Annotated in this window: 24 protein-coding genes and 1 other annotated feature; of the genes, 1 reads left to right on the top strand and 23 read right to left on the bottom strand. The window is 51.6% G+C overall.

Going from position 1 to position 24296, the window contains the following annotated elements; translation table 11 throughout:
* Positions 1-74 precede the first annotated feature (74 nt).
* The 19 genes from rpoB to MHH78_RS05855 all read right to left on the bottom strand — a co-directional run bounded on the left by rpoB (position 75) and on the right by MHH78_RS05855 (position 17577).
* Positions 75-3620, bottom strand: coding sequence for a DNA-directed RNA polymerase subunit beta (gene rpoB, locus MHH78_RS05945; RefSeq protein ID WP_036721858.1), 3546 nt, complete (start codon positions 3618-3620; stop codon positions 75-77).
* A gap of 425 nt (positions 3621-4045) precedes the next feature.
* Positions 4046-4642, bottom strand: a complete 597-nt coding sequence (locus MHH78_RS05940) for a class I SAM-dependent methyltransferase (protein ID WP_076081732.1) — start codon at positions 4640-4642, stop codon at positions 4046-4048.
* A gap of 136 nt (positions 4643-4778) precedes the next feature.
* Positions 4779-5138 (bottom strand): 50S ribosomal protein L7/L12, encoded by a 360-nt coding sequence (gene rplL / locus MHH78_RS05935; protein WP_036692360.1) that lies wholly within the window; start codon positions 5136-5138, stop codon positions 4779-4781.
* A 63-nt stretch (positions 5139-5201) separates the two neighbouring features.
* Positions 5202-5705, bottom strand: coding sequence for a 50S ribosomal protein L10 (rplJ, locus tag MHH78_RS05930; protein WP_036721864.1), 504 nt, complete (start codon positions 5703-5705; stop codon positions 5202-5204).
* Positions 5706-5769: 64 nt separating this feature from the next.
* Positions 5770-5923, bottom strand: a sequence feature (ribosomal protein L10 leader region).
* 68 nt (positions 5924-5991) lie between these two features.
* On the bottom strand, positions 5992-6684 hold the full coding sequence (gene rplA / locus MHH78_RS05925) for a 50S ribosomal protein L1 (RefSeq protein ID WP_036692357.1): 693 nt from the start codon (positions 6682-6684) through the stop codon (positions 5992-5994).
* Between the two features lie 80 nt (positions 6685-6764).
* Entirely contained in the window at positions 6765-7190 is a 426-nt protein-coding gene (gene rplK, locus MHH78_RS05920; RefSeq protein ID WP_019908208.1) for a 50S ribosomal protein L11, read from the bottom strand.
* Between the two features lie 75 nt (positions 7191-7265).
* Positions 7266-7799: a transcription termination/antitermination protein NusG gene (gene nusG, locus MHH78_RS05915; protein ID WP_020427084.1), complete on the bottom strand. Its 534-nt coding sequence runs from the start codon at positions 7797-7799 to the stop codon at positions 7266-7268.
* Between the two features lie 21 nt (positions 7800-7820).
* Entirely contained in the window at positions 7821-8012 is a 192-nt protein-coding gene (secE, locus tag MHH78_RS05910; RefSeq protein ID WP_036692354.1) for a preprotein translocase subunit SecE, read from the bottom strand.
* 21 nt (positions 8013-8033) lie between these two features.
* Positions 8034-8183, bottom strand: a complete 150-nt coding sequence (gene rpmG, locus MHH78_RS05905; RefSeq protein WP_074086515.1) for a 50S ribosomal protein L33 — start codon at positions 8181-8183, stop codon at positions 8034-8036.
* A gap of 362 nt (positions 8184-8545) precedes the next feature.
* Positions 8546-9190: an RNA polymerase sporulation sigma factor SigH gene (gene sigH, locus MHH78_RS05900; protein WP_036692348.1), complete on the bottom strand. Its 645-nt coding sequence runs from the start codon at positions 9188-9190 to the stop codon at positions 8546-8548.
* 161 nt (positions 9191-9351) lie between these two features.
* Entirely contained in the window at positions 9352-9873 is a 522-nt protein-coding gene (locus tag MHH78_RS05895; protein WP_036692346.1) for an NYN domain-containing protein, read from the bottom strand.
* A 2-nt stretch (positions 9874-9875) separates the two neighbouring features.
* Positions 9876-10637: a 23S rRNA (guanosine(2251)-2'-O)-methyltransferase RlmB gene (gene rlmB / locus MHH78_RS05890; RefSeq protein WP_076081731.1), complete on the bottom strand. Its 762-nt coding sequence runs from the start codon at positions 10635-10637 to the stop codon at positions 9876-9878.
* Between the two features lie 24 nt (positions 10638-10661).
* The gene (locus MHH78_RS05885) at positions 10662-11099 is read right to left on the bottom strand and encodes a Mini-ribonuclease 3 (RefSeq protein ID WP_341166886.1); all 438 of its coding nucleotides are present in this window, start codon (positions 11097-11099) and stop codon (positions 10662-10664) included.
* Positions 11096-12502, bottom strand: coding sequence for a cysteine--tRNA ligase (gene cysS, locus MHH78_RS05880; RefSeq protein WP_341166885.1), 1407 nt, complete (start codon positions 12500-12502; stop codon positions 11096-11098). Before cysS ends, MHH78_RS05885 begins: the two co-directional genes overlap by 4 nt.
* Before the next feature lie 51 nt (positions 12503-12553).
* Positions 12554-13246 carry a serine O-acetyltransferase gene (gene cysE, locus MHH78_RS05875; RefSeq protein ID WP_036721878.1) on the bottom strand — a complete coding sequence of 231 codons (693 nt, stop codon included), beginning with the start codon at positions 13244-13246 and terminating at the stop codon, positions 12554-12556.
* A 436-nt stretch (positions 13247-13682) separates the two neighbouring features.
* Positions 13683-15146 (bottom strand): glutamate--tRNA ligase, encoded by a 1464-nt coding sequence (gene gltX, locus MHH78_RS05870; RefSeq protein WP_341166884.1) that lies wholly within the window; start codon positions 15144-15146, stop codon positions 13683-13685.
* Between the two features lie 58 nt (positions 15147-15204).
* Positions 15205-15693 carry a 2-C-methyl-D-erythritol 2,4-cyclodiphosphate synthase gene (gene ispF / locus MHH78_RS05865; protein WP_076081728.1) on the bottom strand — a complete coding sequence of 163 codons (489 nt, stop codon included), beginning with the start codon at positions 15691-15693 and terminating at the stop codon, positions 15205-15207.
* Positions 15690-16388: a 2-C-methyl-D-erythritol 4-phosphate cytidylyltransferase gene (ispD, locus tag MHH78_RS05860; RefSeq protein ID WP_076081727.1), complete on the bottom strand. Its 699-nt coding sequence runs from the start codon at positions 16386-16388 to the stop codon at positions 15690-15692. Before ispD ends, ispF begins: the two co-directional genes overlap by 4 nt.
* Positions 16389-16488: 100 nt before the next feature.
* On the bottom strand, positions 16489-17577 hold the full coding sequence (locus MHH78_RS05855) for a PIN/TRAM domain-containing protein (protein WP_341166883.1): 1089 nt from the start codon (positions 17575-17577) through the stop codon (positions 16489-16491).
* Between the two features lie 210 nt (positions 17578-17787).
* Between MHH78_RS05855 and MHH78_RS05850 the strand changes: the two genes are divergently transcribed.
* Positions 17788-18183, top strand: a complete 396-nt coding sequence (locus tag MHH78_RS05850; protein WP_036692322.1) for a hypothetical protein — start codon at positions 17788-17790, stop codon at positions 18181-18183.
* A 170-nt stretch (positions 18184-18353) separates the two neighbouring features.
* Here the strand turns inward: MHH78_RS05850 and pssA are convergent, their stop codons facing one another.
* The 4 genes from pssA to clpC form a co-directional block, all read right to left on the bottom strand.
* Positions 18354-19091 carry a CDP-diacylglycerol--serine O-phosphatidyltransferase gene (gene pssA / locus MHH78_RS05845; RefSeq protein ID WP_076081725.1) on the bottom strand — a complete coding sequence of 246 codons (738 nt, stop codon included), beginning with the start codon at positions 19089-19091 and terminating at the stop codon, positions 18354-18356.
* Between the two features lie 64 nt (positions 19092-19155).
* Positions 19156-20232 (bottom strand): DNA integrity scanning diadenylate cyclase DisA, encoded by a 1077-nt coding sequence (disA, locus tag MHH78_RS05840; RefSeq protein ID WP_036721893.1) that lies wholly within the window; start codon positions 20230-20232, stop codon positions 19156-19158.
* A 13-nt stretch (positions 20233-20245) separates the two neighbouring features.
* Positions 20246-21613 carry a DNA repair protein RadA gene (radA, locus tag MHH78_RS05835; protein ID WP_036692317.1) on the bottom strand — a complete coding sequence of 456 codons (1368 nt, stop codon included), beginning with the start codon at positions 21611-21613 and terminating at the stop codon, positions 20246-20248.
* A gap of 204 nt (positions 21614-21817) precedes the next feature.
* Positions 21818-24286 carry an ATP-dependent protease ATP-binding subunit ClpC gene (gene clpC / locus MHH78_RS05830; RefSeq protein ID WP_076081724.1) on the bottom strand — a complete coding sequence of 823 codons (2469 nt, stop codon included), beginning with the start codon at positions 24284-24286 and terminating at the stop codon, positions 21818-21820.
* Between the last annotated feature and the right edge of the window lie 10 nt (positions 24287-24296).

Here is a 24296-nt window from a genome sequence, read left to right as displayed (position 1 = left end):
CAGCCCTCTCTTGACGCTGAAGTCAACAGAGGGCATGGTCCTTTGTGTAATGAAATTATTGGCTTGCTGGTGAACTACTCTATGCCGACTTCTGCGCCTTCCAAATTGAGGCTCAGCTTATCGCCTGACGTCTCGTCCTCATCGTCCAGTTCCTTCATCTCGATCTCCTGCTCGTCACCGCTGAGGATTTTGACATCCATCCCGAGCGACTGCAGTTCCTTGATCAATACCTTGAACGATTCCGGTACACCCGGTTCTGGAACATTTTCACCTTTGACAATGGATTCGTACGTTTTCACACGGCCGACCACATCATCGGATTTCACGGTCAAAATCTCTTGCAGTGTATACGCCGCGCCGTAAGCTTCAAGCGCCCACACTTCCATCTCCCCGAAACGCTGTCCGCCGAACTGAGCTTTACCGCCCAGTGGCTGTTGTGTAACGAGTGAGTAAGGACCTGTGGAACGGGCATGAATCTTATCGTCAACCATGTGCGCAAGCTTGATCATGTGCATGACGCCGACAGTAACCTCACGCTCGAAGCGCTCGCCTGTACGTCCGTCATACAGCACAGTCTTACCATTACGCTGCATACCGGCTTCTTCCATCGTATCGAACACGTCATACTCACGGGCTCCGTCGAATACCGGAGTAGCCACGTGGATACCCAGACGCAGTGCAGCCATACCAATATGGACTTCAAGCACCTGTCCGATGTTCATACGGGAAGGAACGCCCAGCGGGTTCAGGACAACCTGTACCGGCGTACCGTCAGGAAGGAACGGCATATCTTCTTCTGGCAGAATACGGGCAACGACACCCTTGTTACCGTGACGTCCGGCCATCTTGTCACCTTCAGAAATTTTACGCTTCTGGGCGATGTAGACACGAACCAGCTGATTCACGCCAGGAGGCAGCTCATCGCCGTTCTCACGTGTGAATACTTTGACGTCAACGATAATACCATCACTACCATGCGGAACACGCAGGGAGGTATCACGAACTTCACGGGCCTTCTCACCGAAGATCGCATGCAGCAGGCGTTCCTCAGCAGTCAGCTCAGTTACACCCTTCGGAGTAACCTTACCTACCAGAATATCGCCGGCATTGATTTCCGCACCGATACGGATAATTCCGCGCTCATCCAGATTGCGGAGCGCCTCTTCACCGACGTTAGGAATATCACGTGTGATCTCTTCAGGTCCGAGCTTCGTATCACGGGCTTCGGATTCGTATTCCTCGATGTGGATCGAAGTGTATACATCTTCCTTCACCAGCTTCTCACTCAGCAGGATCGCATCCTCGTAGTTGTAGCCTTCCCAAGTCATGAACGCAACGACTACGTTGCGGCCAAGCGCAAGTTCGCCCATTTCTGTGGAAGGTCCATCTGCCAGGATGTCACCTTTTTTGACGATATCCCCACGTTTAGCCAGTGGACGCTGGTTAATACAGGTACCCTGGTTCGAACGCATGAATTTGTGTAATTTATATTTAACGATATCGCCTTTGACTTCCTTGCCCTCAACTGCCTCAACACGGCGCAGCCAGATTTCATTGGCAGAGGAGCGTTCGATAATACCGTCATATTTGGAGACAATACATACGCCGGAGTCTTTAGCAGACTTATGCTCCATCCCTGTCCCTACAAGCGGAGCCTTAGGAATAAGAAGCGGAACAGCCTGACGCTGCATGTTCGATCCCATCAGTGCGCGGTTGGAGTCATCGTTCTCAAGGAACGGAATGAGCGCCGTTGCGACCGATACGACCTGTTTTGGCGAAACGTCCATGTAGTCTACACGGTTGCTAGGCATAGTAGTGATGTTGTCTGAATCCTTGTTGTAACGAACGATAACCTGGTCTTCCTTAAAGGAGCCATCCTCATCGATCAGTACATTCGCCTGTGCAACTACATAGTTATCTTCTTCATCGGCAGTCAGATAATCGATTTGCTCAGTTACCTTGCCTGTCTTCGGATCTACCCAACGATACGGAGCTTCGATAAAGCCGTATTCATTGATGCGGGCGAAGGTGGACAAGGAGTTGATCAGACCGATATTCGGACCTTCCGGAGTCTCGATAGGACACATACGGCCATAGTGACTGTGATGGACGTCGCGGACTTCAAAGCCTGCGCGTTCACGAGTCAGACCGCCGGGTCCGAGTGCAGACAGACGGCGCTTATGCGTAAGCTCGGCAAGCGGGTTCGTCTGATCCATGAACTGGGACAGCTGCGAACTGCCGAAGAACTCTTTGATGGATGCGATAACCGGACGGATGTTGATCAGCGCCTGCGGTGTAATCGCATTGGCATCCTGAATCGACATTCTCTCGCGGACTACCCGCTCCATACGGGATAGACCGATCCGGAACTGATTCTGCAGAAGCTCACCTACAGAACGCAGACGGCGGTTACCCAGATGGTCAATATCATCCGTGTTGCCGATACCATGCAGCAAATTAATAAAGTAGCTGATTGAGGATATAATATCAGCCTGAGTAATATGCTTAACCGATTTATCAATGTTGCCATTGGCGATCAGTTTGATGATACGGCCTTCTTCGATTGGCGAGAATACGTCAATGGTCTGAAGCGGAATATCTTCGCTGTCCATTACACCGCCGGTTACACGGTAGTTTTTGGCAGCCATACTCTTCTCGAAATAAGGAATCAGCTCATCAAGCAGGCGGCGGTCCACCATTTGGCCGGATTCTGCCAGGATTTCTCCGGTAGATTCATCAACCAAAGGCTGTGCCAGACGCTGATTGAACAGACGATTCTTAATATGCAGCTTTTTGTTGATTTTGTAACGGCCTACATTGGCCAAATCATAACGCTTCGGGTCAAAGAAACGTGCGACCAGTAAGCTCTTGGCATTATCAAGTGTAGGTGGTTCGCCCGGACGCAGACGCTCGTAGATTTCAATAAGCGCCTTCTCCGTGGAATCCGTGTTGTCTTTATCCAGCGTGTTGCGAATATATTCATCATTGCCAAGCAGTTCCAGAATTTCAGCATCACTGCCGAAGCCCAGAGCACGCAAGAGGACTGTTACCGGGATCTTACGAGTCCGGTCGATACGGACATACATGATGTCCTTAGCGTCGGTCTCAAGCTCCAGCCAGGCTCCGCGATTTGGAATTACTGTGGCGGTGTAAGTTTTTTTGCCGTTCTTATCCACTTTTGTGCTGAAATAGACGCTTGGAGAGCGAACCAACTGGCTGACAATAACCCGTTCCGCACCATTGATAATAAAAGTGCCGGTTTCCGTCATCAGAGGGAAATCTCCCATGAACACTTCCTGCTCTTTAACCTCACCGGTCTCCTTATTGATGAGACGCACCTTCACACGCAGAGGTGCTGCATATGTTACGTCCCGCTCTTTAGCGTCGTCAACCGTGTACTTCGGTTCACCCAGGCTGTAATCAATGAACTCTAGTACCAAATTCCCTGTGAAATCCTGGATCGGCGAGATGTCCTGGAACATTTCCCGCAATCCTTCCTCCAAAAACCAATCATAAGATTTTTGTTGGATCTCGATCAGGTTCGGGACCTCGAGTACCTCGTTAATTCTCGCATAGCTCCGCCGAGTGCGTCGACCATACTGAACAAGATGTCCTGCCAACTTTACTCACCCCTCATGTCTACTCACTTAAAAATTGATTGCGAACCCTTGTTTGGACCCGTATAATGGAACCATAACACAAGGATTCAGCCATAAATACAGAAAAGCCCCTTATCGAAATCTTTCGAAAAAAGAGCACATCTATCCACGGCCAAAATACTCCTTATCCAGTAGATTTGCCCAAAACGTGCGTATTATACGTCACCAGGCTACAGTTCATGCGCTATTATCTATTGCCCCGGCGACCTTCGCCGTGACAGGAACATAGAGAACGGAATTCGCAAAAACCTGCCGTGCGGCATGCGCTTACCGGGCGACAATATATCACTTGACATTTCAGCAAACTAAAGACATGGAGCCTAGCTTAATACTGACATTTTATAATAATACCACTATGGACATCGCATGTCAATGAGTATTATTATTTATTTCTGAGCTTTTAAGATTCTATATCCCTTGTCTTTCCCTACTTCTTCTACCACCGCAAACATACTCTCCAGCTTGGCAACCGCCGACGGCGCACCCTGCTTCTTCTGAATGACAACCCACAGACAACCGCCCTCATTCAAATGATCATACGCCTGTTCAAAAATCGCATGCACTACGGCCTTGCCGGCGCGAATCGGCGGGTTGGTTAGAATCACATCAAAGGCCTGCCCCTTTACTACCGATAGCACATCACTTTCCATCACCGTAACATTGCGGATTCCATTATGCTGCGCATTCTCGCGGGCAAGCTCTACCGCACGGCTGTTGATATCAATCATCGTCACATGTCCCTTGGAAGCGAGATGCGCCGCACTAATCCCTATAGGCCCGTAACCACAACCCACATCCAGTACCTTCGCATCCTCCGGAATCTCCATCGCCTCAATCAGAACACGGCTTCCATGATCAATATCTCCTTTAGAAAAAACACCGGCGTCGCTGGTAAAGCGGAGGCGTTTGCCTCTCAGCTCCGTATCGATGCTGCGTCTGTCATGACGCGCTTCCGGCTGCTGCGAGTAATAATGCTGCGACATACCATCCTCCCTTTCACGTTGAACTACATATACCTGCAAGGCTCCCTTATAGAGCAACCCCCTTGAACAAGTTCAAGGGGGTTGCGGAAACCGGAGAGAATGACTTCTGCTCCGGGGCAGTACCTATTGAATCAACTTATTTTACTTCTACAACTGCGCCTGCTTCTTCCAATTTTGCTTTGGTAGCTTCGGCTTCTTCTTTGCTTACTTTTTCTTTGATTGCTTTTGGAGCGTTGTCTACAACTTCTTTAGCTTCTTTCAAGCCAAGACCTGTGATTTCGCGAACGATTTTGATAACGTTGATTTTGGAAGCGCCAGCGCTTGTCAAAATTACGTCGAATTCGGACTGTTCAGCTTCAACAGCTGCTACAGCGCCGCCAGCTGCTACTGGAGCTGCTGCAGTTACGCCGAATTCTTCTTCGATTGCTTTTACCAGGTCGTTCAGTTCCAGTACGCTCATGCCTTTAATTTCTTCTAAGATTGTTTCTTTGCTCATGATTGAACCTCCATTATATTTGAATTGGTTTGTGGTCTTGATTATGAAGCAGGAAGCAAAGGCTTACGCGCTTTGTTCTTCTTTCTCAGCAACAGCTTTAACTGCAAGCGCGAAGTTGCGCATTGGAGCTTGAAGCACGCTAAGCAGCATGGAGAGCAAACCATCGCGGGATGGCAGTTCAGCCAGTGCTTTCAGTTGGTCCGCATCGATAACTTTACCTTCTACAACGCCGCCTTTCAGTTTCAAAGCGTCGTTCTTCTTAGCGAAGTCATTCAGAATCTTAGCTGCTACCACCGCATCAGTCTCGCTGAATGCGATCGCTGTAGGACCCGTCAGGACAGCGTCCAGATCAGTCAGCTCAGCTGCCGCAGTTGCACGGCGAAGCAATGTGTTCTTCAGGACTTGAAACTCAACGCCAGCTTCACGAAGCTGCTTACGCAGTTCAGTCACTTGCGATACGTTCAATCCGCGGTAGTCTGCAACAACAGTGGAGACACTGTTCTGCAGTTTGCCAGTCACAACATCAACCGCATCCTGTTTAGCTTGGATTACTTTTGCATTTGCCAATTATATACACCTCCTGAAAATTTATGTCACGGCGGTTACTCCGGAGAAACCCCGCCGTTCCTACGCAGGCATTAGAAAAGCCTCCGCAGATTCACGAAGGCTTGATAAAACGGAAAGTTAATCAGGCGAGCCTGGCACTTTTTGTTTCTATCACAACACCTCGGTAGGAAATTAAGCCCTACGGCACCTACTGTCTACGGTAAGCATATTCACATTTAAGATTGATCACCTTAATGTTTACAACTGTTATAGATTATCAAAGATAACTCTAGGAGTCAACCTTTAATTATCTGAAAGCAGCCGCGTTCACACGAGCGCTAGGTCCCATTGTGGACGAAATAGCGATGCCTTTAAGGTATACACCTTTGGCAGCAGCCGGTTTCGCACGGTTCAGAGCGTCCATAAGAGCTTTAAGGTTCTCGTTCAGTTGTTCAGCGTTGAAAGACACTTTGCCGATTGGCGCGTGAATTTGGCCCGCTTTGTCAAGACGGTATTCGATCTTACCGGCTTTGATTTCTTGAACAGCCTTGGTAACGTCGAAAGTAACTGTACCTGCTTTAGGGTTAGGCATGAGACCTTTACCACCGAGCAGACGACCCAGTTTACCGACTTCGCTCATCATATCAGGTGTAGCTACGCAGACGTCGAATTCGAACCAGCCCTGTTGAATCTTGTTGATCATATCAGCATCACCAACAAAATCAGCGCCAGCAGCTTCCGCTTCCTTCGCTTTTTCACCTTTTGCAAATACAAGCACACGTTGAGTTTTGCCTGTGCCGTGAGGCAGGACAACAACACCACGAACTGCCTGGTCTTGTTTACGCGGGTCTACACCCAGACGAACTGCTGCTTCAACGGTTTCGTCGAATTTGGCAGTTGCCGCCTTTTTCACAAGCTCTACAGCTTCTGAAGGCTCGTAAGTCGCTTCGCTGTTGATCAGCTTCGCGGATTCTTGGTACTTCTTACCATGTTTAGCCATGAAATGTTCCTCCTTTGTGGTGTTAGCGGAAATTCCTCCCACATATTGCGGTCATGAATGACCGGTTCATCGAATACATATTAGTCTTCGATTGTGATTCCCATACTGCGGGCAGTACCTTCAACCATACGCATTGCAGCTTCAACAGATGCAGCGTTCAGATCGGGCATTTTGGTTTCAGCGATTTCACGAACCGCTGCGCGGCCCAGCTTCGCTACTTTTTTCTTGTTTGGTTCACCGGAGCCTTTTTCTACTTTTGCAGCGATGCGAAGCAGAACAGCAGCCGGAGGAGTTTTGGTGATGAAGGTAAACGAACGGTCTTCAAATACTGTAATTTCAACCGGGATGATCAGACCAGCCTGGTCGGCAGTACGAGCGTTGAATTCCTTACAGAATGCCATGATGTTGACACCCGCTTGACCTAACGCCGGACCTACTGGAGGCGCTGGATTCGCTTTCCCTGCAGGAATCTGCAGTTTCACCATTTTAATAACTTTTTTAGCCATGAGTGACACCTCCTTGCGTAAATAGTGGTATTCGAATGCTAAACAGCATTCTCCCACAAGAAACCCTTGTGCTTGTTATATCTTCTCCACTTGAGTGAAATCCAACTCCAGCGGGGTTTCCCGTCCAAACATGTTGACATGTACCTTGATCTTGCTTTTGTCTGCCAAAATTTCTTCCACGGAGCCCACAAAATTCGCAAATGGACCGACCATAATACGTACGGATTCCTTAATTTCGAAATCAATCTTCGCTTTAGGTTCAACCATGCCCATATGCTTCAGAATCTGTTCAACCTCTTCGGGTAGCAGAGCGGTAGGCTTAGAGCCCGAACCAGTTGAACCGACAAATCCGGTAACGCCCGGCGTATTGCGGACAACATACCAGGAATCATCAGTCTGAACCATTTCGACCAAAACGTAACCAGGGTAAACTTTGCGCATGACAGTTTTCTTCTTGCCATCCTTGTTTACCAGCTCTTCTTCCATAGGAACAAGAACGCGGAATATTTTGTCTTCCATGCCCATGGACTCAACGCGTTTTTCCAAATTGGCCTTGACCTTATTCTCATACCCGGAATAGGTATGAACAACGTACCATCTTTTTTCCATATCAAGCCACCTGGGACCTCTCTAAATAATCGCTTCAATCACAGCGGAAATACCGATGTCCAGAACCCAGAAGTAAAGCGAAATAACTACAATTGTACCGAGAACGATCAATGTATAGTTCTTCAGTTCTTTACGGCTAGGCCAGCGAACCTTTTTGAGTTCACTCCAGCTCTCAGTGAAAAAGGAAAACAAAGACTTGAAACTACGTTTCACGCCGACTACACCTCCAAAAGACTATCTGGTTTCGCGATGAGGAGTTTGCTCGTTACAGAACTTGCAAAATTTCTTCATCTCCAAGCGGTCGGGGTGATTTCGCTTGTTTTTGGTTGTTGCATAGTTTCTTTGTTTGCAACTTGTACAAGCCAAAGTGATAATTACCCGCATGATGTGCACCTCCCGAAGACGTACTTCTAATCATCAAATTAGAAGACGTAGATATTGATTCAAAAAAAAGCCGCGAATTTAGGCCTACCTAAAACACTTTAGCATAATATCAATGTCTGTGTCAACGAAAGTTTCCCCCATCGCACTGGGTAATTCCGGGTGCTGTAGCCTTATGCCATAAGTCATCTTTGATCCTGCTTCTTCTTTTACCGCTAGCTGTCATCCATAATCATTATGCTGCAATTCGCTTGTGTATAAACCTGCCATCCTCCAACGCTTCACCCATCGCAAATTCGCCGTATCCAAATCTAGCGGACACTAAAAAAAGACTCGAGTCCCGAGCCTTCCTAGTCATTATATCATTAATTGTCACGCACTTCCAGATATCTTTCCAATTTACGTTTCACTCGCTGCAAGGCATTGTCAATGGACTTTACATGCCGCTTCAAATCCTCGGCAATCTCCTGATAGGACCGTCCGTCCAGATAGAGCATCAGAACCTTGCGTTCCAAATCACTCAGAATCTCAGCCATCTTATCTTCCAGTCCGATGAACTCCTCCTGGTTGATAATCAGCTCTTCCGGGTCCAGCACCTGACTTCCGCATATCACATCCATCAATGTCCGGTCGGAGTCCTCATCATAGATGGGCTTGTCTAACGAGACATATGAATTAAGCGGAATATGCTTCTGGCGGGTAGCGGTCTTAATGGCGGTTATAATCTGACGGGTGATGCACAGCTCGGCAAAGGCCTTGAACGATGACAGCTTGTCACCCTTGAAGTCACGGATGGCCTTGTATAAGCCAATCATGCCTTCCTGCACAATATCTTCACGATCTGCCCCGATCAAAAAATAGGAACGGGCCTTGGCACGCACAAAATTACGGTACTTGTTAATTAAATGCTCCAATGCGCCACTGTCGCCACCACGGAAGATCTCGACAATTTCTTCATCACTTATGAAATCATACTCGGACAGCATTAATTCCTTGAGGTCGACACTCACCAAGAATCCCCCCGGCTGCAACGCAAGACACATCGTTACTTCTCGAAATATAGGAACAGTATATATTATGTTACCTTACACCGTCAACCGGATTTGTCCAAAAACAATCTTCAATAACATATTATGTCATTTCCTTGTGAGGGGCAACTGCTATTTCTGTCCTACTGTCTGCGCCAGTCCTCCAGCCGTTTACGTGTCTCCGGCGGCAGCTTGTCTTCAAGCGAATGACGGGTCCCGCTCACGCTTCCCGGCTCGATCGCCTTCTTCACCTGCTTCTGGTTCTCCTCAATCTCAAGCCTCAGTTCCCTGGCTGAAATCCGGAGTGCGCCCTGGGCAAAAACGACATGCTGCTCCACAAAATCGCTGGTGGCTACCGAGATCTGTCTGCGGCGGTGCGTGAATTCCCCAACCAACCGTTCGATGCATTCATCTGCCGTTTCCTTCTCCTTGGTGAAGAAGACCTGGATCTTCCCTTGTTCAAACGACCTGCCCAGTCCCGGCACACGGTAGGCATCGAATACGGCAATGACGCGCAGCCCGGAGAACGCCTGATAATCGGCCAGCATATCGAGCAGCCGGTCGCGTGCCCCCTGCATACCGGTCTGCGACAATGCCGCAAGCTCCGGCCAGCCGCCGATCATGTTGTATCCGTCCACGAGCAGGATATCGCGCCAGTCTGCCATAGTTATCCCTGTTCTTGGCGGCGGCGGAGTACCTCGTACATGATTACGCCCGCTGCTACTGAAGCATTCAGAGAGTTGATTCTTCCGGCCATCGGCAGCTTAAGCAGCACATCGCATTTCTCACGGATCAGGCGGCCCATCCCCTTGTTCTCATTGCCGATCACCACTGCTACCGGCCCGGTGACAATATCAGATCCGAACAGATTCTGATCGGTATCCACATCCGTGCCGACTACCCAGACTCCCAGCTCCTTCAGCCGGTCAATGGTCTGTCCAAGATTCGTTACGCGGGCCACAGGCACATATTCGACTGCACCAGCCGAGGTCTTGGATACGGTAGCTGTAATCTGCGCAGAGCGGCGCTTCGGCACAATGACTCCGTGCACACCTGTGCAGTCAGCCGTACGCAGGATAGACCCGAGGTTATGCGGATCTTCAATTTCGTCCAGCAGGAGCAGAAACGGCGGTTCTCCCTTAGCTTCAGCTATCGCCAGAATATCAGCAACCTCTGTATAGGCAAAAGGCGCCGCTTGCGCCACCACTCCCTGGTGCTGAACGCCCGGTGCAAGCTGATCCAGCTTGCGCTTGTCTACATGCTGAATGACAATGCCCGCCTTGCGCGCTTCCGCAACGATAGGTGCGGTCAGGTGCTTCTGTGCAGTTTCGGCGATCCATATTTTGTTGAGTGTACGTCCCGCTCTAAGGGCTTCAAGCACCGAATGCTTGCCTGCCAGTATTTCCTCTTCAGTTCTCAATTCTTCCATTGTTTTATCTCCTGTTCTGTATACTCACTTGGGGCGGTGCATCATATATTCGATACTGCTGTGAACAAGCTCCTGGATTCTTGCTTGCTGTCCTGTGTAATATAAATAGCCGATCATGCATTCAAAAGCAGTGGCGTGGCGGTATTCCAGCACATCCGCATTTTTGGGAATGCTGCCGGATTTGGCATTGCGCCCCCGTCTGACCACATCCTTCTCATCCTCGGTGAGCACTGGGTCCAGATAAGCAAGAATGTTGCTCTGAGCTCTGGCGGAGACCAGTCCGGTCGCCGACCGGTGCAGATGCTGGGGGCGCAAATTAGGCAGCGAGATCAGATACTGCCGGACTGCAATTTCGTAGATAGCGTCACCTGCATAAGCAAGAACGATTGGAGGCAGCAGATGGGCAGGCTTAGAGGGTTCATACGGGAACCAGGCGCAGTTCAGATCAAACAGCCCGTTCATTTGCGCCGCCACCGCATTCCCTGTGGAGTATCTTCCAGCAGAATTCCCAGCGCATTCAGCTCATCGCGGATTTCATCCGACCGGCTCCAGTTCTTGTTCTTGCGCGCCTCCACACGCTCTGCAATCAGGCGTTCCACCTCTTCGCTTGCCACTTCTTCCTCAGCCTCTACCGTGAGGCGAAGCACCGCATTCATCTCGGTAAAAGCCTTCAGCAGCGCGGCGAAGTTAGCCGGATTCGCCTCAGGATCAGCAAGCGTAAGGTTCGCCAGGCTCACCCAGTCGAACACCGCCGTAATAGCGTCCGGTGTATTGAAATCATCCTGCATCCGCGCATGGAAGCTGCTAAGGATAGCGGCCAGCCGCTCCGTAACCTGCGGACTTGCTTCACCCTTTGTCCCCTCCGCCGCCAGCTCAAGGCGATGCTTCACATTGCCTTCAGCCAGAGCGATCCGCTCTACGCTTTTCTCAGCAGACAGCAATGCTTCCTCGGTGAAGTTCAGCGGATTGCGGTAATGGCTGGATAGCATGAAGTAACGGATAGCACCCTGCTTGAAGCGCGCGCGGATATCCTTCACGAGGAGGCCATTCCCCAGCGACTTTGACATTTTCTCGTCACCGATATTCAGAAAAGCATTATGCATCCAGTAATTCGACAGCGGTTCACCCGTCAGCGCTTCGGTCTGGGCACATTCGCATTCATGATGCGGGAATTTCAAATCCTCTCCGCCGCCGTGAATGTCGATCGTTGTACCCAAATATTCACGCACCATCGCCGAGCATTCAATATGCCAGCCTGGACGGCCCTCTCCCCATGGACTGGACCAGTGCACTTCGCCCGGCTTGGCTGCCTTCCAGAGTACGAAATCCTCCTGGTTCTCCTTGCGCGAATCCACCTCGACACGGATACCGAAGCGCAGCTCCTCCAGATTCTGGCGGGACAGCTTGCCGTAATTGGCAAATTTCCCGGTACGGTAATACACATCTCCGCCGTTCTCATACGCGTAGCCTTTGTCTTCAAGCTCCTTAATGAACTCGATAATCGTGTCCATGCTCTCCGTAACGCGCGGATTCATCGTCGCCGGCTTCACGCCCAGCCCGGCCAGATCCTCCTGGTAGGCGGCAATGAACATTTCGGCAACCTCGGCTACGGTGATGTTCAGCTCCTCCGCCTTGCGGATCATTTTATCATCCACATCGGTGAAATTTGTCAGATAGCGGACCTCATTACCAAGCGTCTCCAGGTAGTTGCGCACCATGTCAAAAACAATGACCGGTCTTGCATTCCCGATATGCATATAGCCGTAGACCGTGGGTCCGCAGACGTACATCTTCACCTTATCCGGCTCCTGCGGTACAAATTCTTCCTTCGTGCGCGTCATTGTGTTGTAAATGTGCAAAGCCATTCTTGTCCCAACCCTTTCTATTGTCCCCGGATTTCTGAAATGCCGGTACTCTTAAATTTCGTAATCGCCGATATATTGCTGGCTTTCGAGTCGCCGCTGTTCCTGCTTCTGCTTATCTTCAGCACCCATCTTTTCTCTTAGCTCCTCGATTTCCTTCTGCAGGAACTTGAGGGAATCAATCAGCGGGTCAGGCATCTTGGTATGATCCAGCCGGTCTGATACTCGTTCGCCGTTACGCTTAACCACACGCCCGGGATTGCCGACTACCGTGCTGTTGTTAGGCACTTCACGCAGCACGACTGCGTTAGAGCCGATATTAGAATTATCGCCGATCCGGAAGGAACCCAGTACTTTGGCACCAGAGCCGATGACTACATTGTTGCCGACGGTAGGGTGCCGCTTGCCTTTCTCTTTGCCGGTCCCCCCAAGTGTAACTCCCTGATAGATAATAACATCATCGCCAATCTCACAGGTCTCACCAATGACAATACCCATTCCGTGGTCAATAAACAACCGGCTGCCGATGACCGCGCCCGGATGGATCTCCACTCCCGTCATGAACCGGCTGATCTGAGAGACCATGCGTGCCAGGGTAAACCAACGGCGTTTGTAAAAAGAGTGGGCCATCCGGTGTGCCCAGATCGCATGAAGCCCGGCGTAGGTGAAGACGACCTCGAACCTGCTGCGGGCAGCGGGATCATTGTCGAATACTGCCCGAATGTCCGACTTGATATGCTTAAACATCGCGGTTCCCCTCTTCTTTGGATGCTATATTTCAAGTTACATTCTTATATTTCAACAAAAAACGCCCCTGCAGCATGATAGCTGCAGAGACGTTTAACCGCGGTCCCACTCTGCTTGAACATTCGTATATGCCAGAGCTGTTAAACTTCGCAGCCGCTGTATCCGGTGTTCCTCTTGGTGTCAGTAACGGCGACAGCCCGGCACAGTCTACAGCCCCGCACAAGGACATTCAACCACGCAGCTCACAGGTGCATCTTCAGCGGCAGACAAATGAATAACTCCCAGCCTGCAAGGGCGTTTGCCCTTAAGCGGTTATTCTCTCTGGTAATTGCCCTTATACGCCTACTTTTCCTGATCCCAGCTATTCTTATATTCTTCTATCTTAGCGAAAAGCCGCAGAACTGACAAGGGTCTTCTCCCCTTGCATGTCCCTGCCCTAAGCGCCTTTGATTTGTGATTTCAGGCGTTCGATCACCCGGCTGCGGCCAAGCAGCGCAATCGTTGCATTCAAGTCGCGGCCATGCATCTGTCCGGTAAGAGCGACACGAATCGGCATAAACAGCGCTTTGCCTTTGTGACCAGTCTCCTTCTGCACTTCCTTGATTAGAACAGCCATATGCGGGGCGCTGAAATCTTCGGCAGCCTCCACTTTGGCCAGAAATGCGGACAGCACTTCAGGAACCTGAGCTTCGGCAAGCACCCCTGCCGCTTCGGTCTCCAGCTCCAGGTGGCTGCGGAAGAACAGCTCGGAGAGGACGACAATATCCGACGCAGCTGTCATTTGCTCCTGGTACAGTGCAACCAGGCTCTCCGCCCAGCTCTGCTGCTCCTCACTGAGCACCTCAGGCAGACGGCCCGCCTTCTGCAAATGAGGAATGGCAAGTGCAGCAATCCGCTTAGGATCGGCATGCTTGATATAGTGATTGTTCAAATGCGCCAGCTTGTTCGTATCGAACACTGCCGGGCTCTTCGACAGGCGGTCCGCCGTAAAGATCGAGATCAGCTCCTCCTTGGTGAAGATCTCCTCTTCACCCTCAGGCGACCAGCCCAGCAGAGTGATGAAGTTGAATAGAGCTTCCGGCAGGTAGCCGAGCTGATCGTACTGTTCAATAAACTGAATGATCGATTCATTCCGTTTGCTCAGCTTCTTATGGTCATCGCCGACAATCAGCGTCATATGTCCGAAGAGCGGAGCTTCCCAGCCCAGTGCCTCATAAATCATGAGCTGGCGCGGGGTATTGGAGATATGATCTTCTCCGCGCAGCACATGGGAGATAGCCATCAGATGGTCGTCCACCGCTACAGCGAAGTTATAGGTCGGAATACCGTCCTTCTTCACGATGACGAAGTCACCCATTTCTTTGCTGTTGAACGAAATGCTGCCTTTTACGATATCATTGAAGGTATAAGTGCGGTCCTCCGGAACAAGGAAACGGATGCTGGCCACGCGTCCCTCTGCCTCAAAGGCCAGGCGCTGCTCCTCGGTCAGATTACGGTGTTTGCCGGAATAACGCGGGGTTTCGCCGCGTGCCGTCTGCTCCTCGCGTTCAGCCTCCAGCTCTTCCTCTGTGCAATAGCAGCGGTAAGCCAGGCCGCGGTCCAGCAGATCCTGCCAGTAGACACGGTACAGATCCAGACGTTCAGTCTGGCGGTAAGGCCCGTATTCGCCGCCTACATCCACGCTTTCATCCCAATCGATTCCCAGCCACTTCAAATACTTCAGCTGGCTCTCTTCACCTTCTGCAATGTTGCGCTTAAGATCCGTATCTTCGATCCGGATAATGAATTTGCCGCCCAGATTGCGGGCGAACAGATAGTTAAACAAGGCTGTTCTGGCATTTCCGATATGTAAATGTCCCGTAGGGCTCGGTGCGTAACGCACCCGAACTTGATCCGCCATGGGTTTCCCTCCGCTTCATATTGGTTGAAATCAGGCCTTTACTTACGCTAAAGCCATCTCACGATGATATCACATCTTGCAGCAGACAAACAATAGATTGGGCGGCAATTCCCTCTCCGCGCCCTGCGAAGCCAAGCTGCTCGGTCGTTGTTGCTTTTACATTCACCTTCGATACGTCAGCGTTCAGCGTGCGGGCAATAATCTCCGTCATCTGCGGAATATAAGGTGCCATCTTCGGTTGTTGCGCTATGATGGTTGAATCGATATTCCCCAGCCGGTATCCGCGCTCACGCGCAAGTGCCCATACCTGCTCCAGCAGCTTCAGGCTGTCTGCATCCTTGAAGGCCGGATCGGTATCGGGAAAATGTCTGCCGATATCCCCAAGGCCCAGCGCTCCCAGTATAGCGTCGCTTACCGCATGCAGCAGCACATCCGCATCGGAATGCCCCAGCAGCCCCTTCTCATAAGGAATCGTCACTCCGCCGATAATACACGGCCTTCCCTCGACCAGCTGGTGTACGTCAAATCCTTGTCCTACAGCAATCATCTGTGTTCCTCTCCCCTGCTTCTTACTGTGAATTCAGCGAAATCCAAGTCCTCCGGCGTCGTGATCTTAATATTCATGTAGCTTCCTTCTACAACTGACACGGTAATGCCGCTGCGTTCCGCCAGACTGGAATCATCTGTCCCGAGAAAACCGTCCCGCTCTGCCTCCTCATAGGCGGACAGCAGATCGGACAAACGAAAAGTCTGCGGGGTCTGAATCGCCCACAGACTTCGCCGATCCGGCGTTGACAGCACCTTGCCTTCACTGTCGACCTGCTTGATCGTATCCTTAACCGGTACTGCAAGCACCGACGCTCCAGCGGACTGCGCCCGCTCGTAGCAAGCTTCTATCTCGCTGTCCTGTACGAACGGCCTTACCCCGTCATGAACCATGACCCAATGGGTCTTAAGTTCATCCAGTCCGCGGCGTACCGAATGCTGGCGCTCCGTTCCCCCGGGAATGACCGCAGCCACTTTATCCAGCTTGAAGGCTTGTACCCATTGCTTACAGCGCTGCACATCCTCTTCCCCGGTGACAAGCACAATCTCGGAGATCAGCTTATGCCGCTGGAATACCTCCAGGGTATGCACGATAATTGGCTTGCCCTGCAGCAGCAAATATTGCTTGCTCTCTGCCGTTCCCATCCGGGTTCCTCTGCCTGCCGCTACGATAACGACGCCAACACTGTTTGACATGCTTTCGGCTCCTGTCTTTCTTTCACGTATACTCCCATCATAACGTGTTTGGCTGGCATTTCCAAGCCCGAAAGGGTGCTGCCGGAGAGGTGGGCTGAACTTATTGTGCTTTTTCCAGAAGCTTCGGTTTGGCAAAAATCATCCGTCCTGCCGATGTCTGCAGCACACTCGTCACCAGAACCTCCATCGTAGTGCCGATATAATCCCGGCCGCCCTCCACCACAATCATCGTGCCATCGTCCAGATAAGCTACGCCTTGTCCATGTTCTTTGCCGTCCTTAATCACCTGAACAATGATCTCTTCGCCCGGCAGAACCACCGGCTTCACTGCATTCGCCAAGTCATTAATATTCAGCACCGACACTCCCTGCAGCTCGCATACCTTGTTAAGGTTAAAGTCGTTGGTGACGACCTTGCCGTGCAGTACTTTCGCCAGCTTGACCAGCTTGCTGTCCACTTCTGAGATCTCCTCGAAATCCCCTTCATAGATCAGCACCTTAACGTCCAGCTCTTTCTGAATTTTATTCAGAATATCAAGCCCTCTGCGTCCGCGGTTACGCTTCAGCAGATCCGACGAATCCGCAATATGCTGCAGCTCCTCCAGCACGAACTCAGGAATAACAATTGTGCCTTCGATGAAGCCCGTTTTACAGATGTCAGCAATCCTCCCGTCAATAATCACGCTGGTATCGAGGATTTTATGCTCCTGAGTTCCACGATCCTCCGGTTCAGCAGAGCGTGCCCAGCGTCCGGTATTCCAGAGCGAAGCCAGCTCCTCCTTCTTCTCCAGCCCGACCCTCAGGCCCATATAGCCCAGAGCAAGCGTGGCAGCTACCTGCAGCAGCTCACCTGCTTTACCCAGCCAGGACATAGCGGGATACAGCAGCAGAGACAGCAGCAGACCTCCCGTAAGCCCTGCTGCGCCTGCAGCAAGCTCATTCATCGGGATACGCGAGCAATACGCAACCATCTCCCGCAGCTTTGAACTTGCCCATTCCGCGCATAAAGTCCCCGCAATCAGAAAAATAATGGCACCCAGCACCGCAAACAAAATGCTTCCTTCCATAGGCAAGCTATCCTCCAGTTTCCCAAGGCCTACCGGGAACCCTCTTTCTGCCGCGTGATATAGCGAATAACCGGACCAGGCTCCACAACACCCGGCAAGTATCATAACAGACTTTTTCCACATAACCTCGCACCTCCTTTTATTCATCCATCAATCCTCTATACCTCACCAGTATGTTCCAATTTTTAGGACAATAATCCGGGGGGCGCGTTATTTTTTCTGCAAGCCCCGAATTTCGCCCGGCTCTGTTGCCGTAAACTGCTATTCCTGGTTGAAAATGTGGGAGGCCCTGGCATATAATGAATTCAATTCGAACCCAGGGGTGAATGGAAAATGAGCGCACCAAGTTTACAGGCCTTCCAGGATCAAGTCTCCGAACTGCTGCTCCGTCACCGTAGTCTTCTGGATGTAATGTCCAAGAACGGACAGAGCAGTGCTTCCGTCAACCGGGCTGTCGTCAAAGCCATTACCGAATGCGGCTGCATTCAGCTGCATGCCACCAAGCAGGTCTTCGAGCCCACTCTAGGCCTTGAGCAAGCCAAGGAGCTTGCCGGAACCCATCTGGCAGGGGAGCTGTGTGAGAACTGCCGGGAGGTCATTGGCTCCGAGCTGGGCCGCGAGCTGTTCTATATGTCTGCACTCTGCAATTTGCTTGCTATCAATATGGACGAGGTTGTCGCCAAGGAATCGCAGAAATGCGCAACACTCGGGTTGTTCAACTTGTCCTGAGCAGACCGTCCGCGCTCTCCTTCATCCATTCCGCCAGCTCAGGGGGAACCGTATTCCGTATACTTCCCTCCCCGCAGGCAGCAAAAAGGCATTGCACTCTCCTGATATTCAGGAAAGGCAATGCCTTTTGTATATAGCGGTCTATGAATGAAATAAGTTCTGAAGAAGGGCTAACCGTTCTTGGAATGATATACCTTATCCTCCGCGCGTCTTCTGCGGCGGCGTTGCCGGCGGACCTTAAACAGTCCTAAGCTCTGTCTGAAGCCGTACAATGCATACAGCGCCAGCAGTCCAAAGATCAGCTTGGCAATCTGTTCAGGGAAGACCACCGCAACAGCTACAGCGATTACAATAACTACAGGTGCGCCTATAACCGCTTTTTTGGGAAAACCAATCTTCTTGAAGTTGGGATACTTCACTGTGCTGACCATCAGATACGACAGCAGCAGGGTAGCCACAATCATGAATGGTGCGGATACATCCTTATGGAAAAGTGCAAGCGTGGCCAGAACCCCGCCCGCAGCAGGAATCGGCAATCCTACGAAATATCCCGGAATCCCCGGGCGGACATTGAACCGGGCCAGACGTAAGGCTCCGAATACAGGGAAGATCGCTGTGACGGTCCATCCCAGTGCAGGATTCAGCTCCTGCAGACTTGTTAAATACATAATCAGCGCCGGTGCGACTCCAAACGAAACTACATCGGATAGAGAATCCAGCTCCTTGCCGAATTCACTCTCACATTTCAGCGCACGGGCCATCCGGCCATCCAGCCCATCGAGCAGCATCGCGATAATCACCATGATAGCGGCCATGCTCAGCTTGCCGTCAAACGCCATCATGATACCAAACATTCCAAGCATCAGATTACCAATCGTAAAAAGACTTGGAATTGATTTTTGTATCATTTCTTCACCTCAATTTTCCTACTTGTACTGCATGGGACTGCAACATTACGTGATTGTATGGTATTTACATTTGTCTGTCAATAAGAACTTGTTTCTGGAGCCGCTTCAGCCCGTCCTGAATATTGCGTGCGCGGACCTCGCCAATACCGTCCACTTCATCAAGCTCAGCTATGCTTGCCTTCATCAGGTTAGGCAGCATTTCGAAGCGTTCCACCAAATTGTGGATGATTACATTCGGCAGCCGTGGAATCTTGTTCAGCAGGCGGTAACCACGCGGAGTTACAGCTTCTTCGGAGGAAATGGCTGTTGAGGAATAGCCCAGCAGGCGGGCAATATGGTTGTCATCCATCAGTTCATCATCGCTGCTGCGCTTCAGCCCGGCAATGATCTCACGGATCTTCTCCTCCTGCTCTTCTCTGGCATAGTCTCTGTACAGCAGCCATGCTTCTTCCTCTGTATTTCCAACCAATTCTTCCATCTGCATACTGATCAGCCGGCCTTCATTGCCAAGCTCGTTGATGTAACGCTTAATTTCCATTTTGATTCTCAGCACCATCTCCACGCGCTGGATCACACCGACGACCTCGGCCACCGTCACAATCCCCTCATATTCAGAAGCGGATAGGTTGGTCAGCCCTTGTGTCAGAACGGCTCTGTACTTCTCCAGGGTCTGGATCGCCTGGTTGGCTTTGGCCAGAATCGAACCGATTTCCTTGAGTGCGTAACGGATGGAGCCCTGATACAGCGTAATAATATTACGGCGCTGGGAAATGGAAACGACCAGCTTGCCGGTCTGCTTCGCTACCCGTTCTGCCGTCCGGTGCCGGATTCCTGTCTCGATCGAAGAGATGGAGGAATCGGGGATCAGCTGCGTATTAGCGTACAGAATCCGCTTCAGATCCTCGCTCAGAATAATCGCTCCGTCCATTTTGGCCAGCTCGTATAAATAGTTTGGTGAAAAATCGCAGTTAATGGAGAAGCCGCCATCGACAACCTCCATGACCTCCGGACTATATCCGACAACAATCAGTGCCCCGGTCTTCGCGCGAAGCACATTCTCCAGCCCTTCCCGGAAGGGTGTTCCGGGTGCAGCCATTCTAAGCAGATCATTCATATTATCTGATGGATTATATTCTTTCATGTCCCTGTGCCCCCTAATCTAACGCGACCGCTAGTGCCTGTGCTACTGTGCTGACGCCTATAATCTGGATATCCTGCGGATGCTTCCAGCCCTTCAGACTCTTCTCGGGCATAATAACCCGCCGGAAGCCAAGCTTGGCCGCCTCTTTCACCCGCATCTCTGCGCGTGATACCCCTCTCACCTCACCGGTAAGCCCTACCTCCCCGAAAAACACATCATACGGCTTGGTCGGAAAATCACGGAAGCTGGAGGCAATGCTGATGGCGACAGCCAAATCCACCGCCGGCTCATCCAGCTTCACCCCTCCCGCAACGTTGAGGTAAGCGTCCTGATTCTGCAGGAACATGCCCATCCGCTTCTCCAGCACAGCAATGATCAGCGCCATCCGTTGATGATCCATACCTGTGCACATTCTGCGGGGCGAAGGGAAATGTGTCGAAGCAACCAGCGCCTGCAATTCAACAAGAACGGGTCTTGTGCCCTCCATGCTGGCTACCACCGCTGACCCGGCCACTCCGAGCGGACGCTCAGACAGGAACAGCTCCGACGGGTTCTCCACCTCGGTCAACCCGATTTCCCCCATTTCAAAGATCCCGATCTCATTGGTGGAGCCGAAGCGGTTCTTCACTGCCCGCAGCAGACGGTAAGTATGATGGCGCTCCCCTTCAAAATAAAGGACACAATCCACCATATGCTCCAGCATACGCGGGCCGGCAATAGCGCCTTCCTTCGTTACATGACCAACAAGCACTGTGGCGATCCCCCGGATCTTGGCGATCCGCATGAATCTTGTCGTACATTCCCGCACCTGTGCTACACTGCCCGGCGCACTGGTTACCTCCGGCATAAATACAGTCTGGATCGAGTCAATGACCAGAAATTGAGGCTGAATCTGCTCAATCGCTTCCTCAATGCTCTCCATGTTCGTCTCACATAGAACGTACAGCTCCGCAGACAGCGCTCCGAGGCGGTCGGCCCGCAGCTTGGTCTGCCGCACAGATTCTTCCCCCGAAATATACAGCACGCGCAGCCCTTGTGTAGTCAAGGCATGCGAAGTCTGCAGCAGCAGTGTGGATTTCCCGATTCCGGGGTCGCCTCCGACCAGCACCAGCGAGCCGGGAACGATCCCGCCGCCAAGCACGCGGTTAAGCTCACCGATGCCCGTCAGAATACGGGGCTCCTTGTCACTTTCTATATTTATGATCGATTGCGCCTTTTCTTTACTCTGAAAAATAGGTGCATTCATGCCTTGTGTTTTGACTACGCTTTCCGTTTCCTCTACCATCGAGTTCCATTCCTGGCAGCCCGGGCACTTCCCGAACCACTTCGGTGATTCGTAGCCGCACTCGGTACAGAAAAATTTTGTTTTAGGTTTAGCCATGTGCACTCCTTACCGTCCGAACTTGCTAAAATTGCGGATATTTTACTCTTATTCAAAGTTTACCATTTCTGCACACTGAACGGAAGGACACTTAAGATCTAGTTTTCATTTGCGTCTTCTTTTAGGCATGTTAGGGTATAAACAAATAAAGCTCCCGCCCCTCTATACGGAGGAACGGGAGCATTGTTTCATTTTCCGGAACAATTATTCAGTTTCGACTGTTTTCTCCAGGGAGACCTCGGCCGGTGCTTCAACGGTGGTTACGACCAGTTCGCCGTTCACCTCATCAATGTTCAGGGAATCCCCCTTCTTGATGTTGCCCTTGAGCAGCTCTTCAGAGAGGCGGTCTTCGATATGCTTCTGAATCGCCCGGCGGAGCGGACGGGCACCGAAGGCCGGATCATAGCCCTCTTTGGCCAGGAATGCTTTGGCGCCGTCAGTGAGCAGGAAATCTACATCGTACTCACGCAGACGCTTGCGCAGCTCCTCGGACATCAGAGTCACAATCTCTGCGATATGCTTCTCATCCAGCGAGTGGAAGACAATGATCTCATCGATCCGGTTCAGGAACTCAGGCCGGAAGCTCTTCTTCAGCTCTTCCATAACCTTGCCCTTCATGTTGCTGTAATCCGCGCCTGCATCCTGTACTGCGGTGAATCCAAGCGTCGAATTCTTCTTGATCGCCTGTGCCCCTACGTTCGAGGTCAGGATGATCAGGGTATTGCGGAAATCGACCACGCGGCCCTTGGAATCGGTCAGACGGCCGTCTTCCAGTACCTGCAGCAGAATGTTGAACACTTCAGGGTGGGCCTTCTCAATCTCATCCAGCAGTACAACCGAGTAAGGCTTGCGGCGCACCTTCTCTGTCAATTGTCCGCCTTCTTCATACCCTACATACCCTGGAGGCGCTCCGACCAGCCGGGAGGTGGAATGCTTCTCCATATACTCCGACATGTCGATGCGGATTACCGCATTCTCGTCACCGAACATCGCTTCGGCAAGCGCCCGCGCCAGCTCGGTCTTACCAACCCCGGTAGGTCCGAGGAAGATGAAGGAGCCCATCGGACGTTTCGGGTCCTTCAGACCCGCACGCGCCCGGCGGAGTGCCCGGCTGACCGCCTTAACGGCTTCGTCCTGGCCAATTACACGTTCATGCAGCAGGGCTTCCATATTCAGCAGGCGGTCTGTCTCTTCTTCCTTCAGCTTGCTGACCGGAATGCCGGTCCAGCTGGCCACCACCTGTGCGATATCCTCAGGTGTAACCTGGGAATCGGTGCGGCCCTGCTTTTCTTTCCACTGGTTCTTCGTAGTGTCCAGCTCTTCACGAATCTTCTGCTCGGTATCGCGAAGTGCAGCAGCCTTCTCGAACTCCTGGCTTTGTACTGCGGAATCCTTCTCCTTGCGGATATCATCCAGACGCATTTCCAGTTCCTTCAGATTCGGCGGGATGGTGTAAGAATTCAGTCTTACCTTAGAGCCTGCTTCATCAATCAGGTCAATGGCCTTGTCTGGCAGGAACCGGTCAGGAATGTAGCGGTCAGACAGCTTAACTGCTTCCACAATGGCTTCATCTGTAATCTTCACCCGGTGATGGGCTTCGTACCGGTCACGAAGACCGAACAGAATCTGTACAGCTTCCTCAGGGGAAGGCTGATCCACTGTGATCGGCTGGAAGCGGCGCTCCAGCGCGGCGTCCTTCTCAATATATTTGCGGTATTCATCAAGTGTTGTGGCACCGATGCATTGCAGCTCACCACGGGCGAGGGCAGGCTTCAGGATGTTGGAGGCATCAATCGCGCCTTCCGCACCACCCGCTCCGATCAGCGTATGAAGCTCATCAATGAACAGCACGATGTTGCCCGCCTGGCGAATCTCATCCATGATTTTTTTGAGGCGGTCTTCGAATTCACCGCGGTATTTCGTACCAGCCACTACAGAACCCATATCGAGGGTCATGACACGTTTGTCGCGCAGCGTCTCCGGAATTTCATTGTTGATGATCTTTTGGGCCAGACCTTCGGCAATCGCCGTTTTACCAACCCCAGGTTCACCGATCAGCACCGGATTATTCTTGGTCCGGCGGCTCAGCACCTGAATGACACGCTCAATTTCCTTGCTGCGGCCGATCACAGGGTCGAGGTTACCGTCCTTGGCATAGGCCGTCAGATCGCGGGCCAGGCCGTCCAGTGTTGGCGTGCTGACGTTAGCCGGAGCTCCGCTGTGGCTGGAGGTGGCTTCACTGCTGCCCAGGAGCTGCAATACCTGCTGGCGGGCCTTGTTCAGGCTAATGCCGAGATTGTTCAGCACACGGGCTGCTACGCCCTCTCCCTCGCGGATCAGACCGAGCAGGATATGCTCTGTTCCCACATACGTGTGACCCAGCTTGCGGGCCTCGTCCATGGACAGCTCGATCACCTTCTTGGCACGAGGAGTATAAGCGATGTTGGTCGGTTGTTCCTGACCTCTGCCAATCAGTGTTTCCACTTCATCCTGTATCTTCTCCAGACCCAGACCAAGTCCGATCAATGCCTTAGCGGCAATGCCGTCTCCTTCACGAATCAGTCCGAGTAAAATATGCTCTGTCCCAATGTTGTTGTGTCCCAAACGTACGGCTTCTTCCTGCGCCAGCGCCAGCACCTTTTGTGCGCGTTCCGTAAATCTTCCAAACATCATATCTCCTGCA

The sequence above is a fragment of the Paenibacillus sp. FSL H3-0333 genome (assembly GCF_038002805.1).
Taxonomy (GTDB): Bacteria; Bacillota; Bacilli; order Paenibacillales; family Paenibacillaceae; genus Paenibacillus_AQ; species Paenibacillus_AQ silagei.
The sequence above is the reverse complement of the archived record's forward strand: the minus strand, read 5'-3'. Positions and strand labels throughout refer to the sequence as shown.